The sequence below is a fragment of the Oceanobacillus profundus genome (assembly GCF_003515705.1).
Classification (GTDB): domain Bacteria; phylum Bacillota; class Bacilli; order Bacillales; family Amphibacillaceae; genus Oceanobacillus; species Oceanobacillus profundus.
Genome location: NZ_QWEH01000001.1, coordinates 643,258 through 665,195, shown reverse-complemented (window position 1 = coordinate 665,195; position 21,938 = coordinate 643,258). Strand labels below are relative to the sequence as shown.

Here is a 21,938-nt window from a genome sequence, read left to right as displayed (position 1 = left end):
ACTTAAAATATACGCAATTTACCGGAAAAAGTGACAGACAATCGGATTATAACACGGAAAAAATGTGACAAATATTAAAGACTGTTTAAACCATGGGGACAGGTCCATCGTCCCACCGCTCATGACTTGTCTCAATGCCCTTCATAAAAACTGGGATGATGGACTGTCCTGCAGATACTGGCGGGATAATTGACCCCACTCTAGCACACAACCAGGACAGTGAACCTGTTCATATGGCTCCACCAATCAAAAATGCCGAGTGCTTTATCCAGCCTTACTATACAAAATTTGGTTTTCATAAAATTAGAGATAAAGATTACTAACTCTAGCAGCTCCTATGATTCCAGTATCATTTCCTAACTTCGCAACTTTCACCTTACAGATCTGGCTTACCCATGCCAAAGCATACCTTTGAAGGGCTTTTCAATGGCTATTATAAAGGCATCGCCAGCTTTTGATAGTCCTCCACCAATCGTAATAACGGATGGATTAATGACTACAGATAAATTAGCGAGAACAACCCCCAGAGCATCAGCTGTCCGTTGAATGATTTGTTGACATAGATGATCTCCCGCAAAGTTAAAAATATCCTTTGTCGATATTTCTCCTTTTTTCTGGAAATAATGAGATAATTCACTAGAAGGGTTTTGTTGAATGAATTCATTCACTTGATGTATTATACCTGTTGCAGATGCAATGGTTTCCAAGCATCCTACTCTCCCACAATTACAAGTGAAACCATCTTTCTCCACTGTGATATGACCGATTTCTGCAGCAGTCCAGTTTGATCCGCTAAGTATCTCGCCGTTACACCTTTCGGAATATCAAAGCCGAATAAAAATGGTGGTGTAGAACCGATACTTACCACTTCAGGTGGAACTCCTAATTCTGTACATATACCTGCAAAATGCAGCGTCCTATCTACACTGGCAGTATATAACTCCTTACAATGCCCCAAATTTTCCGCTGCATATGTGTGGCCATCATGCGAAAAAACGCCTTTCAGATTTATATTGCTGCTATTTTGCACTGCGCTCACTAATTCTCTAAATGCTTCTTCTTCAATAACACCGGATCTATTTTCCCCTACTTCAATTTCAATTAATACTTGTGCTTTTTCCGCTGCACCTTCAAAAACTTTCTCTATTTCATTTACGTGATAAATGGAATCAATTCCAAAAGAAATAGCTATTGATTTCGACAGATCTCTGATTTTCTGGATTTTCTGTTCGCCTACAATCTCATTGGCAATAAAGATATTGTCTAGACCATGTGCAGCCATCACTTCTGCTTCTCCTACTTTTGCAACCGTAATACCAGAAGCACCATATTTTTCTTGCATTTTAGCTAGCTTAGGCATTTTATGTGTTTTGGTATGTGGGCGTAATTTTACATTTTGGTTATCCGCATAAACTTGCATGTCCTTCATATTTTTCATAAGAATAGCATAGTCAATCAAAAGTGCAGGTGTGTCTATTTCTTTATAATGCACCTATTTCCCCTCCCCGATCGCTGCCATCGCTTCTATCTCTACTAGACAGCCAAAATGTAAGGCATTGGTAGGTACAATAGCTCTCGCCGGTTTATGATCGCCGAAAAACTGCGCATATACCGCATTAATTTCGTCCCAGTATGCAACATCTGGCGTGTAAACTCTGCAGAAAATAACATCCTCTCGCTGTAAGCCACGGGCCTTTAAAACTAATTCTAAATTAGCTAATGCTTGTTCGGCTTCTGCTTTTATACCACCTGTAGGAATCCTACCTGTTTTAGGATCCTTCGATAATTGTCCGGATATATAGAGTACCCCATTATGTTCCATCGCTGGAACGTAATGGGCCCCCTGCTGCTTCGAATAATCTGTATGGATTGGCTTCACTTTAACATCCCCCCGCATCACCTTTTATTTACTTAGCCGCCTTAATACCTGCTCCACATAAAGGAATAACCATCGTTTGATTTTCCACATTGCTTCCTTCTTGCGCGATATATGCAAGATATCCTGCATAAGTTGCAGCCGATGTTGGTTCGACGAAGAACCCTTGATGTGCTAGCGCTTTTCTTGCACTCTCAATCGTATTTTCTGGTGCAGCTATAATTTCTCCACCAGTTTCTTTTATGACCTGCAAGATTTGGTAATGTCTTGCTGGATTAGCAATTGCAATCCCTTCTGCTTGTGTTCCTACTGTTTCAATGGGTTCTATGTGCTCTGAACCTGCTTGGAATGCCTTAAGTAAAGGTGCACACCCTTCCGCTTGAATGGCAACAAATTTAGGGATACTAGGAATTAATCCTTTATCATATAAATCTTTAAAGCCATAGTACGCCCCTAACAACAGCGTGCCATTTCCAACTGGTACGACAATCACATCCGGAACATTCCCATTCATCTCCTCCCAAATTTCATATGCATAGGTTTTGGTTCCTTGATAGAAAAAAGGGTTGTAAACATGACTTGCATAAAAACTTCCACTTTCTTCTACTTCCTTTACTGCAGCTTCTGCCGTATCTTCTCTCGTTCCAGGGATTAAATGTAATTGTGCTCCATGCGCTTTAATTTGGGTTAATTTATTTGGTGACGTACTAGCTGGAACGAATATGTCACACTTTATACCAGCCTTGGATGCATAAGCAGCAATTGCTGTTCCTGCATTCCCGCTACTATCTGCTACAATTCGCTTTACATGTAACGCTTTCGCCGCTGTAATAAGCATGGATGCACCACGATCCTTGAATGAAAGGGTAGGCATCATATAATCCATTTTAAAGAAAACGTTATTAGAATCATCAGTTGAAACCATTGATGTAAAGCCTTCTCCTAACGTAACCTGCTGAGATTTACTGAACGGAAGTGCTTCCTCATAACGCCACAGAGAAGGTGTTCGTTGTTTAATTTTTTCAAGTGGAAAATCGACATCAAACGGAGTTATATCTAAAAGCCCTCCACATGGACATTTGTGAATAAACGTTTGTGGATCATGAGTTTCACCACATTGGCTGCACTTGTATTTCACCTTCATGCATGATCACTCCTACAACTTGTTATTATGTAATTTTTTATATATAATGAGGTGAAAATATATTATATATATAACTTTATCTATAAAATTAATGCAAGTCAATAAAAAATTATACGTTTTACAACGAAGGAGATTGTGATTTTAGTGTCGATAGAATTTTTTAACCCCTATATTACTGCAGCAAAAATGATTGCTAAAACGTTTGGAAGAAATTGTGAGGTTGTTGTTCACGACTTAACAACTCCTCAAAACTCTGTGATATTCGCTGTAAACAATCATGTTACTGGCAGGAAAGTTGGTCAATCATTTGATCATTTGATTCGAGAAGTACTCTTGTCTGGACAATTTAATGAAGATTTTGTGGCGGGTTACGAGACATCTGACCACAACAAAGAATCTATAAAATCTTCTACATCTCTGATCCGAGATGGATCTGGAAAAGTCAAAGGAGCACTATGTATTAATTATCGTTTAAATTCTCTTTCCCATGTACAAGAGTTCGTTGAGGATATGATGACATTTGGAGAGGAAACTAAACCAACAGCTGAGGTTCAGAGAGACAATGTCGTCGAGATCGCTGATGAAATCATTGATTCCATTATTAAAGGTTATGATGTTGAACATCTTAAGAGGAAAGAAAAAATACAGATTGTAAAATTCATGGATGAAAAGGGGATATTTCTGATTAAAGGAGCTATTGATAAAGTAGCTGAGAAATTGAATACGTCGAGGGTTACGATTTATAGTTATTTGGATGAGATTAAGAAGGGTGAGTGAGTTTTTTGAACGCGATAATAGCTGCATCTTTCTCCAGTAAATGCTCTTAGCTTACCAAGGTTCTACAATCAAATTTCGATAATTAAATCCTATCTAAAAAAAGGATAGAGACCGACTAGCATCTCTATCCTTCATTGAACATGGATAAGCAAGTTTCTCTTTCCGCTTGGTTATCCATTAAAAATGATCAGTTCATCAAATCTGGCAATATAGTAACGATCTGGGGAAAAACAACTAGAATCGCTACACATACAATCATTGCGATAATCATCGGAACGACGCCTCTGAAGATCGTCTGCAGCGGAATATTTCTTGCTACGCCTTTAATAACATATACACTTATTCCAAGCGGTGGTGTTAATGCACCGATGTTAATAACCATAATCATAATTACACCAAACCAAATCCCATTAAATCCTAATTCCGTAATAATCGGATAAAGGATAGGCAATGTGATCACGATTAAAGCTAAACTTTCAATAAAACACCCAAGTAAAAGCAATACAACAAGAATACCGATAAGGATAATATATGGGTTCAAATCAAGATTTCCAACATATGTGGTAAGCATGACAGGAATTCTGCTGATTGCCAAAAATTGGCCAAATAAATTAGCACCAATCAAAATAAAGAAAATAAACGCAGTTAATCGAACAGATTCATTTAGTGATCCTTTCAAACTTTCCCACGTAAGTTTTCTGGAAATTAAAGCAAACAAAAGCGCGCCAAACGCCCCCACTCCAGCTGCTTCAGTCGGAGTAAAAACACCTAAATAAATACCGCCAATACTAACTAAAAACAGCCCCATAAATGGCCAAATATTTTTAAGCGTATGTAACCTTTCAGCATTACTTGCTTTCCCCTCTCTCGGCGGTGCAATGGAAGGATCTTTACGAACAAGAACATAAATTGTAATGATAAAAATAACAATCTGTAAAATACCTGGAATGATACCCGAAATTAATAACGCACCAATTGGTTCTCTTGTCAGGATTCCGTATAAAATCAAAATAACACTCGGGGGAATTAAAATGCCAAGTGTTCCGCCTGCAGCAACACTTGAAGTCGATAACCCTGGTTTATATTTGTATTTTTTCATTTCCGGCAAGGCAATTTTTGCTACTGTTGCAGTCGTTGCATTTAGGGAGCCTGAAATAGATGAGAAAATAGCTGCTGTGCCAATTGTCGCCATCGCAAGACCACCATGTAAGTGCCCAATCCAACTATCCACCATTCTATATAAGTCTTTCCCAATTCCTGTATATGATAAAATCATACCCATCAAAATAAATAATGGAATAACACTTAGTGAATAGTTGCTGGACGTATCAAATGGGGTTCTTCCCAATTGCGCAAAAGCAACATCCCAGCCTCTAATTAAAGTTGTTCCTAGCAAACTGACTATAATTAGGGAAATAGCCACTGGGATTTTCAAAAAAAATAAGATTAGAATCGCAATAATCCCTAAGAAACCAATAATTTCTGGACTCATTTTCCACCCACCTTTGCAACGTATTTGATAGCTAATAATAATGCAGTTAAGGCAAATACAATTGATCCAATTCCTGACACTGCAGCGAATAAGTAGATTGGAAGGCCTAAGTCTCCTGTGACTGTACCAGAAGTAAGCAAGCGCTCAGCATACCAGAACAGACTTAAAGCCATTAGCACCATCACTGCCATAATAATTAAATTAATAAACCCCTCTACTATCCATTGAGCTTTTTCAGGGAATCGTTCCACCAAGAAGTCAATTGAAATATGTTCTTCTTTTAAATGGGTATAACCAATGCTCAAGAAAATAACCATGGATAGTCCAAGTTCTGTAAGTTCTACGGCTCCCGTTATTGGCTGACTGAACAGCCAGCGGCCAAGCACATCTGCGGTGACTAAGAATACCATAATAATTAAAACAGCTTGGGCAATATAAAGTAGTCCAGCATTTAATTTCGTTATAATCCTCTCCACCTTACTACTCCTCCCTCTCACTCAGTTCCTCTTTCAATTCCATTGCCCGGTCATAGATTTCCTGAGCAGGATAGCCTTCTTCCGTTCTTTCTTTAATCCACTCATCAACCATTGGCTCCAATGCCTCTTGCCATGGGATTAATGCATCACCTTCTAGTTCAATCACTTCAGCACCACTTTCAATTGCCGTCTCAAGGCCAATTTTTCCGTCCACATCATAGACACTTCCAGCTTTTTTTGCTAACTCTTTACCTATTAAATTATCTAGTATTTGCTGATCCCCTTCGCTGAAATTATCATACGTTTTCTGACTCATCACACTAAAAAATGGTGTCGCAGAGAAGTCGCCGATAGTAATGTAATTTGTTACTTCATGAAAGCTATAATTGTAAAGGGTTTCAAAAGGTACGACGGCTGCATCAATTACGCCTCTTTCCAACGATTCATAAACATCTCCCATTGGCATGGAAATTGGTGTAGCCCCTAATGCTTCTATAATTTTGTTTGCCATCGGGGATGGAGAACGCACACGCAGACCTTTCATATCGTCTGGTGTTTCAATTTTAAAATCTTTACTTATAATCTGAGCTGGTTCGGCAGAGAAAAGAAATAATGGGTACGTGTCTGCATGTTCTTCCTGCATTTCCGGAAACTCTTCATATAATGTCATTAGTATTTCCGATGCATGTTCGGCGGACTCCGCTAGAAAAGGCAGTTCCATAATTGTCACGAGCGGAAATCTTCCTGGTGAGTAACCATAAACACTTAATGCAATATCCGCTTCTCTTGTTACAGCCATATCATATTGCGACCCGGCATCACCTAATGTATTCGATGGATAAAATTCCATCGTAATTCTTCCGTCTGTCTGTTCATGCAGATCAGAAGCAAGACCATTAAAAATTTTTGTTTGAATAGGGTGATTCCCTGGCTGGAAGTGAGAAACAATTAAATTATGATTTTCCTCTACTGAATTTTCCGGTTTGAAAGCCAGTGTGCTATCACAGGAAGCTAGTGCCAATACAAAAAATAACAACACAATCAGCAGAACTATATTCCTAATAAAACTGAATTGCATAAGTATTCTCCTCTCTTTCATGCACTAATAACTTTAATTTCTTCGTCTAAGCTTAAAATTTAGTCAGACAAAAACTGCCTCGAAGGAAATCGCTTACATTTTTAAATATTTAGTTATAATATATTGAATTATATATAATATTATATATAAAAACAATATAAATTTAATATTTTTATATAAATGGTAGGAAGTTTTAAACAGATTAGATTAGAGCATGATATAAAAATATTTTCAATGAGATTAAGGATACTTTGACACCAAACGCAATACTATCGCAACCATTCCATCCCACTATGACACCTAATCCAATACTATCGCACCCATTCCATCTTACTATGACACCTAATCCAATATTATCGCAACATGCCATCCCACTATGACGCCTAATCGCACCTTTCCATCTACTACTACTACTAGATAAACAATAAACACTTCCTTCTCACATGAGAAGGAAGTATAAAATTTGGATTTTAAATAAACAGTTTTTGTATTTCCTTATCTGGATTAACCCACGTATCATTTGTCCAACCGTTAAGGTCGTAATCATTCATTGCTCTTTCAACGAATGATTTGTATATATCTGTTTGGCCTGCTGTATTAGCCATCTTCAGTGCATCCAATCGTATTCCTTCGTTGTTGCCGGCATAGTTTATTTCATACAATTCATTACGTCCGCCAAATTCAGTTCCTGTTGCATCCCAAACCATTTTCAAAAGCTTTACTCTTTCTTCTGCGCTTACACCCGTTCCTTTATAGTATTGGTCAATGTACGGGCGCAGTTCAGGGTTAAGGAAATCCTGAGTGCTCGAAGGGAGAGATATCAAACCACCTGCTACTACTTCGTTAAATGTATTTTTGATGATTGGCCATACGGTCGGTGCAAATGTACGATATGCAGTTGCATAGGTTGAATTCGGGAGTTTATAACCTTCTGGACCATCTTCTGGATCAAGTGCCATTGCTGTAGAAATAGCCCAAAACATATTGCGATAGGAGATGACCTCACCGATTCTTGCCTGTACACCGCGGAAGTTATTCGTTCCAGCGACTTCAGTTGCTTTAAGCAGCATGCCAACCATAAAGTCAAGCTTCACCGCAAAGCGCGTACAGCCTTGGAATGTGTAACGATTCAGCCAGCCTGTTTGTGGTCTAAACCCATTTGCTATTTCCACATTATTGTAAGTTAAAACGTCTTCCCATGGTATCAGAACATTATCTAAAATAATAATGGCATCGTTTTCGTCAAAACGGCTTGATAATGGATAATCATATGGGCTGCCTTGCTTTGCAGCCATTTCTTCGTAAGATTGACGACTGATTACTTTTACACCAGGCGCATTCATTGGCACAAAAAAGATTAATGCATGGCTTTGGTCACCTTCACCTAAATCTTGTGGGGAGTAGTTCGCAACAAAATTATAATGGGTAAGAGCTGCAGAAGTTCCAACCATCTTGGCACCGCTTACAATAATACCATTATCTCTTTCTCCAACAGCCCGTACGAATACATCTTTATTTTCATGAAGTGGCTTATGTCTGTCCAATTGTGGATTTACAATCGTATGGTTACAGAAAGGAACTTCTTCCTGTCCTTTTTTATACCATCTCCTTGCATTATCTTCAAATCCTTTATAGAAATCTGCATATGGACCAAGCGATCCTAAAAATGCTGCTTTATAATCCGGAGTACGTCCCATAAATCCATAGCTATATCTCGTCCACTCGGCCATTGCATCACGCGCTTCAAGCAATTCTTTAGCACTTGTAGATGCTTTGAAAAACTTATGTGTACGAAAATCACCAACATCTGATTTCGTTGTGATCGTATCTTTTTTTTCTGGATCATGCATGGCATCATACAGCTGGGCTATCGATCTTGCGGCATTGCGATATGCTGGATGGGTTGTTACATCATCAATTTTCTCACCGTTCAAATATACGTGACGACCATCGCGCAGACTTTCTAAATACTCCTTGCCATTCATCATTGTTGTATAACCTCCAAAATAATAGATATTATAATATGGTATAATTTTTCCTTAAGGTAAGATTATCAAGGAGGCAACTATCGTTCTACAACAATTAGTGTTTATCCTCTATGGATAAAACGAACAATTTCTGTTCAATTCCATTTTACTTTAAAATGATTTCTTCCTCTGCATCAAGAACTTGTAACGTGAGTAAAAGTTCATACGTTACAGCAGGCTGGCGAAGATCTTTTCCTAACATTTCTTCTAACCTTCTTATTCGATATCTTAACCCGCTCATCGAAAGACACAGCTCATCCATAGACTTTTCCAGGTTTCCTCCGTTTGCGAGAAATACGTATAGCGTTTTAATTAATTCGGCGCTTTCATCTTTCTTCGCATAAATTGGTCCAAGAAGATGTTTTGCCTTTTGTATCACTGCCTGTTTATCTTTGGAATGTATGAGCAGACCTGCGACACTGATGTCTTTAAAAAACATGATTTCCTCTGATGCATCGGTCATTTTCAGCGCTGTCATCGCTTCTTTGTAATACTCACTCGCTTGTTGAATACTTTCAGACAATGTGCTTGCCCCCATTCGAAAAACACTGGGCGGAAATTCCTTTTTTAAATAATCAAGCAGTGACTGGCAAACTTCCTTCATTGTCTTCTGGTTATGATCTTTTTGAATAAGAAGAACGAGTATGCCTGAACGCTGTCCAATTAACACATTAAACCGGTTTTTAAAGAAATGCTGTACACTTTCAATCACTTGATCATGTATAAACAATCCGTTTTCTGAACCAGCATTTCCATTATCATATTTCAATGCAGCAATACAATATGGAGCATTTAAATCTGTTTGTATATATTTTCCTCTTGTTAGAATTTCTTTTTCTGTGAGATGACCTCCGTCGATAATCTGATCGAGAAAGTGCCCTTTTATCCGTTCTACTGCTTCAAATGTTGTTTTCTCGTTTAAAATGTAAAGCGAACAGACAGAAGCAACTCTTTCTAAAATCATGAGGTCGACTTTAGTAACCGGTTGATTTACTTCGTATATAAACGAACAGAAACCAAAACACTTTCGCTGCAGCATAATTGGCGTTGTAAGATATTGGTTTACTCCATCAGAAATTTCCCTTGTCTGATAATCCTTTTCCTTTTGTTGGATATGTACTGCTGACTTAAAATCCAAATAACCATTCGTGAAAAAGTCAGAGGGAAATCCCGAACCTGCTAATGGTGAAATGTCTGCATTTTCTATTAATATTGGTATACCGATCTCTTCATAGATCGCATCTGCAATCGTTTGTAGATCATTCCCGTTTGTAAATTCTTGTGTAAGACGCTCATGAATGGTAAACGTCTTTTCAAAATTATTCCGTTCCTCAAGCAATTTTTCATAGGTGATCTCAAGTTCCCGAACAATTGGTTCATCATGATAGTACTTTAATTCTTTTTCAATTGAACCGTTCCACTCAGGTATTGTTTTTCCAACATAATAGCAATTATCGGCGCCTATCGCTTTGCATGCCACTTCTTTAAATACAACCGTTTTTTTGCATATTTCGGAGTAGTAGCCACTTGCATAACCAACTAGGGTATAGCATACAGCAGCATCTGAATTGCCAAACTGCTCGATAAATTCCTCTGCTTCATAAGATCCAGACCAGAATCCCTCTACGTGAACACCTTCTATCTGCCCATCTTCATCATAATCCAGTTGTAAATCGACTCGTTTTACTTTTGTAAAACCTCTCATCATGTGTAATTCAGGTCCCTTTTTCAAGAGCTCTTCAATAGAAGATTGATTCTTTTTAAGCACATTTTTCGCATCATTTTTTCCAAGGTTCCATCCATAACGGATTAAAAACCCCTTCATCCTCTCTTCAGATATATTGTCCATCAGATCTTTGCGAAGAATCCCAAAGACAGCCGACGAGGTTAAAATTACCCGCTCATCATCTAAGTAGATTCTTCCCTCGTTATCTGTTTTATTTCGATCTATTTTCTGATCTACACTCATTTTCGTCACCTGCCTGATAACCAATATTCGCTAAGACGTATAGAAACAAAAGGGAGCTGCATTAGCCCCCTTATTAAAATGCAAGTGAAATATATTTCGTTTCAAGAAACTCTTCGATGCCATAGTAACCACCCTCACGACCAAGCCCGCTTTCTTTAAATCCGCCAAATGGGGCTTGTGGTGTGGACGGTGCTCCGTCATTCAATCCGACAATTCCATATTCGAGTGCTTCACTTATTCGGATAGCACGTCCAATATTCTCTGTAAATACATATGCAGCTAATCCAAATGGTGAATTATTTGCTCGCTCGATTACTTCTGCTTCATCTCTGAATGTTGTAACGGGAAGCAGCGGCCCAAATGTTTCTTCATACATACAAAGCATGTCATCTGTTGCATCCATAACAATTGCAGGTTCCACATATAATCCTTCTAAATTCTTTCCACCTAAGGTGACGTTCCCGCCTTTGCTTACTGCGTCTTTAACTTGTTCATTTACCTTATCTACTGCGCTTTGATCAATCAATGGGCCAATATCTGTCCCCTCTTCCAGACCATTTCCAATTTTAAGCTTGGACACAGCCTCTGTCAGCTTTGCTTGAAAGTTATCTTTAATCGATTCATGCACATATACTCGGTTTGTACATACACAAGTTTGACCAGCATTACGGAACTTAGATGCGACTACGCCTGTCACTGCTTTATCTAAATCTGCGTCTTCCATCACAACAAATGGGGCATGGCCACCAAGCTCAAGGGAGATCTTTTTCATTGTATCGGCAGCGTCTTTCATCAATATTTTGCCTACCTCCGTTGAGCCAGTGAACGTTAATTTTCTAACTCTGCTATCTTCATTCCACACTTTCCCGATTTGACCTGAGCTGCCAGTTACTATATTAATAACACCTTTTGGAATACCAGCTTTTTCAGCTAACTCAACCAATTTAAATGCCGTTAAAGGGGTTTGAGTAGCAGGCTTAATAACTACGGTACACCCTGCTGCAAGTGCTGGTCCAACTTTACGGGTGATCATTGCGGCAGGGAAGTTCCATGGAGTAATCGCTGCGACAACGCCAACCGGCTGTTTCTGCACGAAAATACGTTTATTCGGATGGGATGCCGGAATAATATCGCCATATACCCGCTTTCCTTCCTCGGCATACCATGATATAAATCCATTTGCATAGTCTACTTCACCAATTGCTTCTTTTAGTGGTTTGCCTTGTTCCTCTGTCATGATTTTCCCTATCGTTTCTCTTTCTTTTTTTATCAGTTCATGCCATTTCACAAGGTAGCTGCTTCTGTCCTCTGCAGTTCTTGCAGCCCATTCTTTTAGTGCACCATACGCGGCATCCACCGCCTGCTTAGCCTCTTCTTTTCCGCCTTTAGGTACTGTTCCAATTGGTTCATTTGTTGCCGGATTAATTACATCAATCTGTTCTAAATCCTTTCCAAACCATTTCCCACCAACAAACATTTCATATTGCTGCATATTCTGATACCTCTCTCATTAGGATGATTAGTAGTGCGACTTACCTTATATTACTTTTTATACCGAGCATGAATGTTATTCTGCTTATAAGTAGGATTTGTAAATTCATGTAATTCCAATGATAATGCTAAATAACGTTTATCATACAAATCCGCAAAGTGTTCTTTTATTGTAGCAAATAGATCATCACAAAGTACCTTTTTATCTTCTTCTGTCCGGCCGCCGCCAAGCTTTAGGGTGGCATGTACAAATGCATCGTCTTCTGTTCCATCCGCTATGCGATAGTCATTTAATTCGATTGCCCTTGTACGGAGACCGCCGATTGGAATGATGGCAGAATGGGAGAGCAGGGAATCATTAACCTTCTTTAAAAGCCCCGGTATATCTGTTTCTTCTTTTAGATTGGCGGTGTATTCAATAATCAGATGTGGCATCGTTAGTCCCCCTTACCTTAATGAAGTTATCTTCAATTAGTTCGTTTGAAAGGTTTCTTCCCCAACGATTGTATTGACAAGTCTGCCTATTCCTTCTACTTCTGTTATCACTTCATCGCCAACCTTCGTATCCACAGATCCTTTTGGCGTTCCAGTCAGAATAATATCTCCTGGATTTAATGTCATAAACCCGCTTAAGTATTCAATCAAATGAGGAACAGAGAAGATCATATCTGCGGTACTGCCCTGCTGCGTAATTTCGCCATTTACATAAGTAGTTAACTGCAAATTCATTGGGTCATCAATATCTTCTTTATCGACCAACCACGGTCCGATCGGTGTACATGTATCACGGTTTTTCACACGAAGGTTAGGTCGATAATAGTTTTCTAAATAATCTCGAAGCGCATAGTCATTCGCTACCGTATATCCACGAACATAATCATATGCCTCTTCTTTTTTGACATTTTTAGCCGTTTTGCCGATGACTACCGCTAATTCACACTCATAGTGCATAAATGTTACATCTCCCGGACGAACCGTTTCACCACGGTGGCCGATGAACGTGTTTGGTCCTTTTAAAAATACTAATGGCTCTTTTGGTGCTTCTTTAAACGAAAGTTCAGCAGCATGATCAGCAAAGTTTAAACCAAGCGTAAATACGGTTTTAGGTTCTACTGGTGGGAGCCACGTAACTTCTGATTCCTCGACAATCCGACCATCTTCTAATTGAATACCTTCTTCTGTATCCATTGCATTCTGAATTAAACCATTATACGCTACACGTGCGTGTCTCATACAATACCGCCTCCTACAACTACTTTCTCTTTTACAACCTTATTTGTTAATGTTCCTATACCGTCAATTTCAATTTTAACGCTGTCGTTTTCTTTTGCTAGCGGGGCATTTTCAGGCACACCTACTAATAATATATCTCCTTCATAAAGTGTCATGAAGTCTGTTACCTCTTCCAATAATCGTTCAACTGAACGGATTAAATTTGACGTTGTATTTTCCTGTTTCAATTCACCATTGATCAAAACGCGGATTCCGAGTTCATTCGGATTTCCGATAGCGTCACGGTCAAGTACCCATGGTCCTATTGGGCAGAATCCATCTCTTGCTTTTTCTTTATAGGCAGGACGATAAAAACTTTCATGTGGAATGCTTACATCATTTACGATTGTATAACCAGCTACATAATCCAAAGCATTTTCTTTCTTAATTTTTTTAGCTGGCTTACCAATTACGACACCTAAAGCAGCTCCAATCGAAACTTCATCAAACCCTTCTGGTAAAGGAATTGCCGCATCATATCCGATATGTGTATTGATAGGTTTAATGTATAGTATAGGAGCTTTCGGTGGGGCTTTATATGGATCGTCGTTCATCGAAGACTCTAACTTGGCATACTCACCTTTATAATTTAATAGAGTTCCATAAACTGTTCCGGACACAGGTACATCTAGTGATAATTCATTTAGCGGACACTGTTTTCCATCGAATTCTATTCGATTCTGATCCGCTTGATAGATTCCTTCTTTTATCTGCTGAATCCCTTGATGTTTAAATTTCACCTTACTCATAATAACAGCACTCCTTTAACAATATTGGGTCCATAACGATGTTGCCTATGAAGAAAAAGAGACCAGTAGCTTACTGGTCTTGATTCAATTTCTTCCTATAAAGCTATCTATTTAAACCGAAGCTGTTTTTTCTAATTTTCCATATTCAACAAGTGTTTCGCGAATTTCTTCTTGCAGTGCCTCTGAAGGCAAGCCCATTGGTTTACGCAAAACTGGTTCAATCATGCCCATCATGCCAAGTGCTGCTTTAACTGGTGCAGGGTTTGTATCTTTAAACAGCACATCATTCAGGTTCATTAATTCAAAGTGAAGATCCTGTGCCCGTTTGATATTTCCTTCTTCCCAGGCATTATGCATTTCTGCTATCTTCTTAGGCTCCACGTTTGCTGTGGCACTGATGGACCCTGCCCCACCAATTGCCAGCATTGGGTAGCATAACAGTTCAATTCCTGAATACAATAGGAAGTCTCTGCCACAATTAAGCAATACTCGATTCACATGTTCAAAATCTTTATTCGATTCTTTCGCTCCCACAATATTAGGACAATCTTTTACCAAACGTGCCATCGTTCCTACTTCCATGTTTTGTGCAGTACGTCCTGGTATATTGTAAATAATAATCGGAATCTCTACAGAATCAGCTACTGTTTTGAAATGATCGTACAATGCTTCCTGGTTTGGTTTGTTATAATAAGGAACAATTACCATTGCAGCATCTGCACCCATTTCTTCAGCTTTCTTTGTTAAGTACATTGTTTCATCATGGTTAGTGGACCCAGTTCCTGGGGCAAATGGAATTCGTCCATTTATTGTTTTGATTGCATTTTCCATTACTTGAACCCGTTCTTCAGTAGTAAGAGAGCTCGGTTCTCCAGAAGTACCGGTTACAGATATGGCATGTGTTCCATTTTCAATCTGGAATTCGATTAATTCAGACTGTTTTTCGAAATCGATATCTCCATTTGCTTTAAATGGCGTAATTACTGGTGCAATGGATCCTCTTAATCTCTTTTTAATAGCCTCGTATCGATTGCTCATTTTATAAAAACCTCCTGTTAGTTTGCTAAATATATAGTTAATTTATATTACTGTTGTGGGCTTTCTTTTTTCTAATGTTGGCTGTTTTGTTTCAACTCTTTCACCTGTATAAACGTTGAGGAATGTTGATGCCTCTTCAAACCAGCTATCTGGCGCTTCATGTCCCCAGAAAGTTTGACGCTGCGGATCATCTAAGTCCCATTCGACTGGATCAAAGTCAGAATCACCAGTGTAATAATCGCCATTATACAATTCGATACGGTGTCCGTCTGGATCTCTTAAATACAAGAAGAATGCGTTAGACAATCCATGACGTCCCGGTCCTCGTTCAATGGATGCAGAAAATCCTTTGGCAGCTAAGTAATCACAGCCATCAATCAAACTCATCGGGTCTTTTAACCAGAAACCAATATGATGAAGGCGTGGTCCTACACTATTCATAAACGCAGTGTCATGTACACCTGGTTTACGGTGTAACCATGCTGCCCAAATATTATCTTCACCTTTTGATGTCGTATATTCAGAGCAAGCAAAGCCAAGTTCTTTTATATAATAGTCATAAGCTTTTTGTACATCAGGAACTGCACAGTTGAAGTGATCGATTCGCTGTACTTTTGCACCTACGTGAATGTCAAAACGCTGCAGCATACGCTCCACTTTATCCATTTCAAAATAAAATTCTACAGGAATTCCTGAAATATCCTGAATCCGAATGGTACGACCAATTCCTTTTTGTGAACCTTTTTCCATCCATTTTACTTCTGTACCTTGGCTTTGAAAGAATAATTCCAGCTTTTCCAGATCATCTTCCGCATTAACGCGATAGCTAACTACCTCAACAGCCGCTTCGGCTTTCTTTTTTAGCCAAAGGCAATGGTGATTATGGTCTTCAATTGCTCGATAGAAAATATTCTCATCATCTGATTCTGTTTCAATTAAGCCAAGTGCATCATAAAACTCTCTCGATTTATCCAGGTCTGTAACATGAAGCACCGCACGCCCTGTACGTTTAATATCAAAGTTCATATTTAGATTCCCCTCTCTCTGTTTTGATCTTATTTTCCAAATTGCGGTATATGATGATCACCAATAGCTACATGGATAATTTTTTGTTCCGTATAGAATTCAAATGCATAGTGTCCGCCTTCACGTCCGATTCCACTGTCTTTTGAACCACCGAATGGCGTTCTTAGATCACGCACATTTTGGGAGTTTACCCATAACATGCCTGACTCAATGGCATGTGCTACACGGTGACCGCGTTTGATATCGTTTGTCCATACATACCCAGCAAGTCCATATCTTACATCATTTGCTTTTTCAATTACTTCTGCTTCTTCTTTGAATGTCATTACTGCAATTACAGGTCCAAAGATCTCTTCTTGAACGACACGCATTTCATTGGAAGCATTCAACAAAATAGTTGGCGCTACGTAATTGCCTCGGCTTAATTCTGTAGGAATCTCACCACTAATTATTTCACAACCCTCTTCCTCAGCAATCTTAAGATAGTTTTTTACGTTGTTGTAATGCTCTGTTTTAATAAGTGGTCCAACTTGTGTATCGTCTTCCAACGGGTCACCAACTTTGATATTCCAGACTCGTGTTTTTAATTTTTCGATAAATTCATCTGCAATACTTTCGTGTAGATACAGTCTTGAGTTTGCCGTACAACGCTCCCCATTAAATGAGAATATCCCCCAAGTGGCTGCATCAAGTGCTCTATCAAGGTCAGCATCTTCAAATACGATAATTGGTGATTTGCCACCAAGCTCCATGGAGAAACGCTTCAACGCATCTGCGCCATTTTTCATAATCGTAGAACCTGTAGTTGTTTCCCCAGTGAAGGAAATAAGCTGTACATCAGGGTGTTTAACTAATGCATCTCCAGCCGTTTCACCAAAGCCATGTACAATATTGAAAACACCGTCAGGGAGTCCAGCTTGATCGATAATTTCTGCCATCCGGTTAGCTGTCAATGGAGACCATTCAGCAGGTTTCAAAATGACTGTATTACCTGTTGCTAATGCAGGTGCGATTTTCCAAGTTTCTAGCATAAATGGAGCATTCCACGGCGTGATCAATCCAGCAACACCAACTGCAGAATGTACTGTGTAGTTAATGAACTCATCGTCTACTTGGTACACTTCACCATACATTTGAGATTTCACTGTATCTGCATAAAAACGGAAGTTATTTGCAGAACGTGATACTTGTTTTCTTGTTTGTGCAATCGGAAGACCAGTGTCTAATGATTCTAATAAAGCGATTTCATCTGTATGCTGTTCAATTAGATCACCTATTTTATATACATACTCCAAACGTTCAGCTTGTTTTAAATTTCCCCACTCACCTTTAAATGCTTTCTTTGCACTTTGAACAGCTTTGTCAATATCTGCTGCTTGACCTGATGCAATACTATTAATCTTCTCATTCGTAAAAGGACTGATATTGTCAAACGTTCCTTCATCTTCAGCATCAACGAATTCCCCGTTTATATATAGCTTAATATCATCTAGTTTGTTGGCTAGTTCTTCGTGTTTGCTTACTAATTCTTCATGTTTCACTGACACATGATCCACTCCTTCGATTGAATTTTCTTTCTATTACGATTATATACGAAATAATATATGATTTGAAGTGTTATTCTTTATTTCTTAAAATAAATTTACCGTCCCTCACAAATTTAACGCTTTCATTTCTTCTCATAATACTGTTATACAAAAAACATCAAGGATGGCACCCTATATAAACGTAGTGCCATTTGGCTGTCTTTTTCTTTCATGAAACGATTGAACTGTATTTAACTTATGCGATCTAACTGCTAATTCGATTACTTGAAAATCTGCATTCTCGCTTAGCAGCTGAATAATATGCTCATGTTCATCAATAGACTCTTTAGCTCTTTTCGGATTAAATGTTGACCCCGTCAAACGGATGGAATCCAGCTGCATCCATGTCTTTCGGATAGACTCAATCAAATACTGATTCGGACAGCTACCGTACGTTAAATCGTGAAACTTTCGATTTAGCTCTCCAAATTTCCCAAACTCAAACTCTGTTAACGCCTCCTTCATTTGCTGATTTAAGTCCTTCAAGGTTGTAATTTGATCCCCAGTAAGTGCTGCTTTGCTCAATGCTGTAGCATATCCCTCCATGACAGCCAACGTGGAAAGCGTATCCGTATATTTACTTTCATCAATCGGTGTTACAACTGGACCAATATTTTGCTGGTATTCAATTAAACCTTCTGCTTCTAACGAACGTACAGCCTCTCGAATTGGAATTGCACTTGTTGCTAATTCCTTGACCAGTTGATTAATAACAATCCGTTGCCCGGGGGCATAAAAACCTTCCATAATTCTTGATTTCATATAGTCGTATGCTTTTTGTTTTTTGCTTACTCGTTTAGTATTATTCATAGTGTCTTCATATTATATGAATTGGCGAATTTGGTCAAAGGTTCTCTCATTAAGCGTATTCTTTTTGTCTGTAATCACCGTATTTACCGCAATAGAAAGTTAATGGATTACCATCTGTTACTTTTACATCTTTTACGCTACCGATAAACAGTGTATGGTCACCAACTACAATTTCTTGTTCGACATCACAAACAACCGAAGCTAAAGATTCTTTAATAACTGGCACACCTTGAATGAAGCCAAAATCAACGCCGTCTTCTTTTTTCTTTTGTCCAGCAAAATTCATGGAGATGTCCTGCTGTTGATCCGAAAGAAAGTTTACTGCATATTGCCCTGAAGCCTTTATTTTTTTGAGCATATTTGCATGATTATCAATTGAAATCGTTATCAATTTTGGTTCTAGTGAAATAGACATAAATGCATTCGCTGTCATTCCATGAGCATCAGTGCCATCATTTGTTGTGATTACCGTTACACCTGTAGCGAATCTCCCCATTGCATTCCGAAATTCTCTGCTATCCATTAAAACTCCTCCTTTAAAATTATACCGAAAGACTCTCTGATACGTTGACCCTACTAATAAATTCAATTGAACAAACATCACCTAACTCGTAAGCCGGTTCATTCAATTTCAATACATTATCTGCTCTTGAATTAGAAAATTGATAAAACTCCCCATGTAAGGTTGTTGTTCCTTGTTTCACTTTCACTACATAAGTTCCAGGTCTCGGAAAAATAGATTTATCACTTGGCTGCACAACTATATTTCCATTGATTTTATACGGAAGAATGTTAACGCTCACCTCATAATTCGAGCCTATATAATAAGGCACCACATTCACATTCCCTTCCTGGACCAATCTTCTTATAAGCGTAGAGCTTATTTTTTCCTGCAAGTAGGTTTTTTTAGGGATAACCGATAAACCAAACCCACTTTTTTTCGATTCTTTCTGGAGTAGTTGTGTATTTCCCTGCGCCTTAAAACCAAACGTGAAATCAAAACCGACAACGACGTGTTTCGTGTTTGAATTCAATATATATCTCTGGATGAAGTCAGCCGGAAGGAATGAAGCGAAAGCGCGATCAAATTCCATAACAAATAACTTATCAACTCCCATGGCTTCCATTTTTTTAATTTTTTCAGGTAATGTCATCAAGTACTTACGATTCTTATTCCCTTTTAAAACTTCATCTGGATGTGGGCTAAATGTCATCGCAGTAAATAAAACATTTTGCTTTCTCGCAAGTTCCTTGGCACGGTTTATTAATTCTTGATGCCCTAAATGCACCCCATCGAAAAACCCGATTGCCATAATATGAGGTTTCTGAGATATTTGGTCATCCAAGTGAGTCAAGTTAATCACTTCCATTACAGAATTCTCCTTCCTGCTGCATTGTTTTCTAGCCTACATTCATATTATTCAATTCCATTCATTACTTCTATGACATTTTTTGTTTAAAATACTTTTATTTTAAAACACTTTCTGTTTGTGTTCCTGATTTTGTTAATATGGATGGTTTCTTAATGTTTTGGCTTTCTAAAAACTCATCGACCATTTCTTTGTATGGTTCTTTATTATAATTGTCAAAGTAAGCCATACCCATTTTTACTGGGTCTCCAAAGAAGTAGTACTCATAATGTGTCTGACGGCTTCCAAATGAACTCATCGTCATGTCCCATGCAAGACGGAATAATTGAACACGTTCGAAACCTTCCACGTTTTTACCTTGCATTGCTCTGTTTAAGATTGGTCCAAGCTCCGCGCTAGCAAAATCATCATACGTCGGAATCCCCATTAATCCAGATGCACCCAGTATTCTTAAGATTTCTGCTAGACGCGGATATACGCGTGGGAACCAGTTTCTTGCAGCATTCAATGCTTCAAAGTCTGGTGTCATCATGCCCCATCTATCAATTTTTGCATTGTGTTCAGCTCTGTACAGATGAGACTTCATATTTTCCAGCGTAAGCATGATTTCTGTCCCTTTGTCTTTTACATGCTGGAATCCGTCAATACCGATTGAATCCATCAGCTTAAGCACGACACCAAGCAGAAATTCCACTTTTGCAACATCTTTTGCAATAACCTGATGGGACATGTGCACAACAGCATTTGTTTCAGCAAATGCGCCATTACAAATCTCGGAATCTTCCAGAATGAAAATACGATCCCAAGGAACAAGTACGTTATCAAAGGAAACAATTGCATCCCCTTCTTCGAACTGGGAGGCTACTGGATGATCATACCCATTTTTACCATAATCAAATGATTCTCGGCTAAGGTATTTCAATCCCGGCGTATTATTTGGTATTGCAAAAGCAAGTGAATAAGGATCATCTTTTGCTCCTGTTCTTACTACCGTCGATGGGAAAACAAAAATTTCATCTGTGATACCAGCTTGTGTTGCAAGTAACCGAATACCGTCAACAATAACTCCATCATCATTCTTCTCCACTACGTGTAAAGCAACATTAGCATCTTTTTGTTCCGCTTGAATTTTTGCACGGTTTACTTGCGGGTGGATCAATGTATGTGTAAGACTGATGTCATTTTCCCTAGCGTATTCTGCATATTTTCTAGCGTTCTCAGCAAATTGCGGATTTCCTTTGCCGTAATAGTCATATGCTTTTTCCATTGTCATAACTTCTGAATTTAAATAGTCTGGAGAGCGTCCCATTAAACCTTTTGTAATGCCCTGCCACTCCATAATCGCTTCTCGACGTTCGATTAAGTCTTCGATTGTTTCTGGTGCCATAAAGGTCTTCCCTACTTTATCACCGGTTGTTGGAGATGTATAAAGCATTTTTTCAGGTTTCTCATATTGTAAATCATACAATTTTGCCATGGATTGGACTGCACCCTTAAACGCTGGATGTGTTGTCACATCTTCTACTCGCTCCCCATGGATATATACGTTGTTATTTGCTTTCTTTAAATTGTCAATGTACTGCTGTCCTGTTTTAGCTGGCATTACTTTATCCTCCTTTAATTTCGATCTGATTTTCTTCCATTTTTTCAAAGTTGTTTTCTAGACCGTCAAAATGTATTCGTTTTCATAATGTGTTAAAAAAATAAAATGATTACATATCGTTGTGGTCAGAGATCAAACCTTGCATATGCTTTTA

Annotated in this window: 20 protein-coding genes and 1 pseudogene; 1 reads left to right on the top strand and 20 read right to left on the bottom strand. The window is 38.6% G+C overall.

Annotated elements, in window-relative coordinates:
- Positions 1–389: 389 nt before the first annotated feature.
- From D1B32_RS03035 to thrC, 4 genes and pseudogenes are all read right to left on the bottom strand, one after another.
- A complete protein-coding gene (locus tag D1B32_RS03035; RefSeq protein WP_240033708.1) occupies positions 390–752 on the bottom strand; it encodes an ROK family protein in 363 nt (120 codons plus the stop codon).
- Between the two features lie 53 nt (positions 753–805).
- Positions 806–1,492, bottom strand: a pseudogene (locus D1B32_RS03030) (alanine racemase); the annotation flags it as partial.
- Positions 1,493–1,879: a RidA family protein gene (locus tag D1B32_RS03025; RefSeq protein ID WP_095308140.1), complete on the bottom strand. Its 387-nt coding sequence runs from the start codon at positions 1,877–1,879 to the stop codon at positions 1,493–1,495.
- A 28-nt stretch (positions 1,880–1,907) separates the two neighbouring features.
- A complete protein-coding gene (gene thrC / locus D1B32_RS03020) occupies positions 1,908–3,020 on the bottom strand; it encodes a threonine synthase (RefSeq protein WP_095308138.1) in 1,113 nt (370 codons plus the stop codon).
- Positions 3,021–3,158: 138 nt separating this feature from the next.
- Here thrC and D1B32_RS03015 point away from each other — a divergent pair, with 138 nt between their 5' ends.
- Positions 3,159–3,797, top strand: coding sequence for a helix-turn-helix transcriptional regulator (locus D1B32_RS03015; RefSeq protein ID WP_392391090.1), 639 nt, complete (start codon positions 3,159–3,161; stop codon positions 3,795–3,797).
- Positions 3,798–3,984: 187 nt separating this feature from the next.
- Here the strand turns inward: D1B32_RS03015 and D1B32_RS03010 are convergent, their stop codons facing one another.
- From D1B32_RS03010 to hpaB, 16 genes are all read right to left on the bottom strand, one after another.
- The gene (locus D1B32_RS03010) at positions 3,985–5,289 is read right to left on the bottom strand and encodes a TRAP transporter large permease (protein WP_095308137.1); all 1,305 of its coding nucleotides are present in this window, start codon (positions 5,287–5,289) and stop codon (positions 3,985–3,987) included.
- The gene (locus D1B32_RS03005) at positions 5,286–5,765 is read right to left on the bottom strand and encodes a TRAP transporter small permease (RefSeq protein WP_095308135.1); all 480 of its coding nucleotides are present in this window, start codon (positions 5,763–5,765) and stop codon (positions 5,286–5,288) included. Before D1B32_RS03005 ends, D1B32_RS03010 begins: the two co-directional genes overlap by 4 nt.
- A gap of 4 nt (positions 5,766–5,769) precedes the next feature.
- Positions 5,770–6,843: a TRAP transporter substrate-binding protein gene (locus D1B32_RS03000; protein WP_095308133.1), complete on the bottom strand. Its 1,074-nt coding sequence runs from the start codon at positions 6,841–6,843 to the stop codon at positions 5,770–5,772.
- A 470-nt stretch (positions 6,844–7,313) separates the two neighbouring features.
- Positions 7,314–8,831 carry a 4-hydroxyphenylacetate 3-hydroxylase family protein gene (locus D1B32_RS02995; RefSeq protein WP_118888593.1) on the bottom strand — a complete coding sequence of 506 codons (1,518 nt, stop codon included), beginning with the start codon at positions 8,829–8,831 and terminating at the stop codon, positions 7,314–7,316.
- Between the two features lie 145 nt (positions 8,832–8,976).
- Positions 8,977–10,839, bottom strand: a complete 1,863-nt coding sequence (locus tag D1B32_RS02990) for a XylR N-terminal domain-containing protein (protein WP_095308117.1) — start codon at positions 10,837–10,839, stop codon at positions 8,977–8,979.
- A 73-nt stretch (positions 10,840–10,912) separates the two neighbouring features.
- Entirely contained in the window at positions 10,913–12,331 is a 1,419-nt protein-coding gene (locus D1B32_RS02985) for an NAD-dependent succinate-semialdehyde dehydrogenase (RefSeq protein ID WP_118888592.1), read from the bottom strand.
- Positions 12,332–12,381: 50 nt separating this feature from the next.
- Entirely contained in the window at positions 12,382–12,765 is a 384-nt protein-coding gene (locus tag D1B32_RS02980; RefSeq protein ID WP_118888591.1) for a 5-carboxymethyl-2-hydroxymuconate Delta-isomerase, read from the bottom strand.
- A 36-nt stretch (positions 12,766–12,801) separates the two neighbouring features.
- Entirely contained in the window at positions 12,802–13,563 is a 762-nt protein-coding gene (locus D1B32_RS02975; RefSeq protein WP_095308110.1) for a fumarylacetoacetate hydrolase family protein, read from the bottom strand.
- Entirely contained in the window at positions 13,560–14,351 is a 792-nt protein-coding gene (locus D1B32_RS02970) for a fumarylacetoacetate hydrolase family protein (protein WP_118888590.1), read from the bottom strand. The genes D1B32_RS02975 and D1B32_RS02970 overlap by 4 nt, the downstream gene beginning before the upstream one ends.
- A gap of 111 nt (positions 14,352–14,462) precedes the next feature.
- Positions 14,463–15,389 carry a 2,4-dihydroxyhept-2-ene-1,7-dioic acid aldolase gene (gene hpaI, locus D1B32_RS02965; protein WP_118888589.1) on the bottom strand — a complete coding sequence of 309 codons (927 nt, stop codon included), beginning with the start codon at positions 15,387–15,389 and terminating at the stop codon, positions 14,463–14,465.
- A 42-nt stretch (positions 15,390–15,431) separates the two neighbouring features.
- Entirely contained in the window at positions 15,432–16,415 is a 984-nt protein-coding gene (gene hpaD / locus D1B32_RS02960) for a 3,4-dihydroxyphenylacetate 2,3-dioxygenase (protein WP_095308104.1), read from the bottom strand.
- A 29-nt stretch (positions 16,416–16,444) separates the two neighbouring features.
- Positions 16,445–17,956, bottom strand: coding sequence for a 5-carboxymethyl-2-hydroxymuconate semialdehyde dehydrogenase (gene hpaE, locus D1B32_RS02955; RefSeq protein WP_095308131.1), 1,512 nt, complete (start codon positions 17,954–17,956; stop codon positions 16,445–16,447).
- A gap of 177 nt (positions 17,957–18,133) precedes the next feature.
- Positions 18,134–18,811, bottom strand: a complete 678-nt coding sequence (locus D1B32_RS02950) for a GntR family transcriptional regulator (RefSeq protein ID WP_095308102.1) — start codon at positions 18,809–18,811, stop codon at positions 18,134–18,136.
- Between the two features lie 49 nt (positions 18,812–18,860).
- Positions 18,861–19,334, bottom strand: a complete 474-nt coding sequence (locus D1B32_RS02945) for a flavin reductase family protein (protein WP_095308100.1) — start codon at positions 19,332–19,334, stop codon at positions 18,861–18,863.
- Between the two features lie 19 nt (positions 19,335–19,353).
- Positions 19,354–20,181: an FAD synthetase family protein gene (locus D1B32_RS02940; RefSeq protein WP_118888588.1), complete on the bottom strand. Its 828-nt coding sequence runs from the start codon at positions 20,179–20,181 to the stop codon at positions 19,354–19,356.
- Between the two features lie 97 nt (positions 20,182–20,278).
- The gene (hpaB, locus tag D1B32_RS02935; RefSeq protein ID WP_118888587.1) at positions 20,279–21,784 is read right to left on the bottom strand and encodes a 4-hydroxyphenylacetate 3-monooxygenase, oxygenase component; all 1,506 of its coding nucleotides are present in this window, start codon (positions 21,782–21,784) and stop codon (positions 20,279–20,281) included.
- Between the last annotated feature and the right edge of the window lie 154 nt (positions 21,785–21,938).

Coding starts and splice junctions, on each gene's coding strand:
- thrC (WP_095308138.1), bottom strand. CDS start 3,020: ATGAAGGTGAAATACAAGTGCAGCCAATGTGGTGAAACTCATGATCCA.
- D1B32_RS03010 (WP_095308137.1), bottom strand. CDS start 5,289: ATGAGTCCAGAAATTATTGGTTTCTTAGGGATTATTGCGATTCTAATC.
- D1B32_RS03000 (WP_095308133.1), bottom strand. CDS start 6,843: ATGCAATTCAGTTTTATTAGGAATATAGTTCTGCTGATTGTGTTGTTA.
- D1B32_RS02995 (WP_118888593.1), bottom strand. CDS start 8,831: ATGATGAATGGCAAGGAGTATTTAGAAAGTCTGCGCGATGGTCGTCAC.
- D1B32_RS02990 (WP_095308117.1), bottom strand. CDS start 10,839: ATGAGTGTAGATCAGAAAATAGATCGAAATAAAACAGATAACGAGGGA.
- D1B32_RS02985 (WP_118888592.1), bottom strand. CDS start 12,331: ATGCAGCAATATGAAATGTTTGTTGGTGGGAAATGGTTTGGAAAGGAT.
- D1B32_RS02980 (WP_118888591.1), bottom strand. CDS start 12,765: ATGCCACATCTGATTATTGAATACACCGCCAATCTAAAAGAAGAAACA.
- D1B32_RS02975 (WP_095308110.1), bottom strand. CDS start 13,563: ATGAGACACGCACGTGTAGCGTATAATGGTTTAATTCAGAATGCAATG.
- D1B32_RS02970 (WP_118888590.1), bottom strand. CDS start 14,351: ATGAGTAAGGTGAAATTTAAACATCAAGGGATTCAGCAGATAAAAGAA.
- hpaI (WP_118888589.1), bottom strand. CDS start 15,389: ATGAGCAATCGATACGAGGCTATTAAAAAGAGATTAAGAGGATCCATT.
- hpaD (WP_095308104.1), bottom strand. CDS start 16,415: ATGAACTTTGATATTAAACGTACAGGGCGTGCGGTGCTTCATGTTACA.
- D1B32_RS02950 (WP_095308102.1), bottom strand. CDS start 18,811: ATGAATAATACTAAACGAGTAAGCAAAAAACAAAAAGCATACGACTAT.
- D1B32_RS02945 (WP_095308100.1), bottom strand. CDS start 19,334: ATGGATAGCAGAGAATTTCGGAATGCAATGGGGAGATTCGCTACAGGT.
- D1B32_RS02940 (WP_118888588.1), bottom strand. CDS start 20,181: ATGGAAGTGATTAACTTGACTCACTTGGATGACCAAATATCTCAGAAA.
- hpaB (WP_118888587.1), bottom strand. CDS start 21,784: ATGCCAGCTAAAACAGGACAGCAGTACATTGACAATTTAAAGAAAGCA.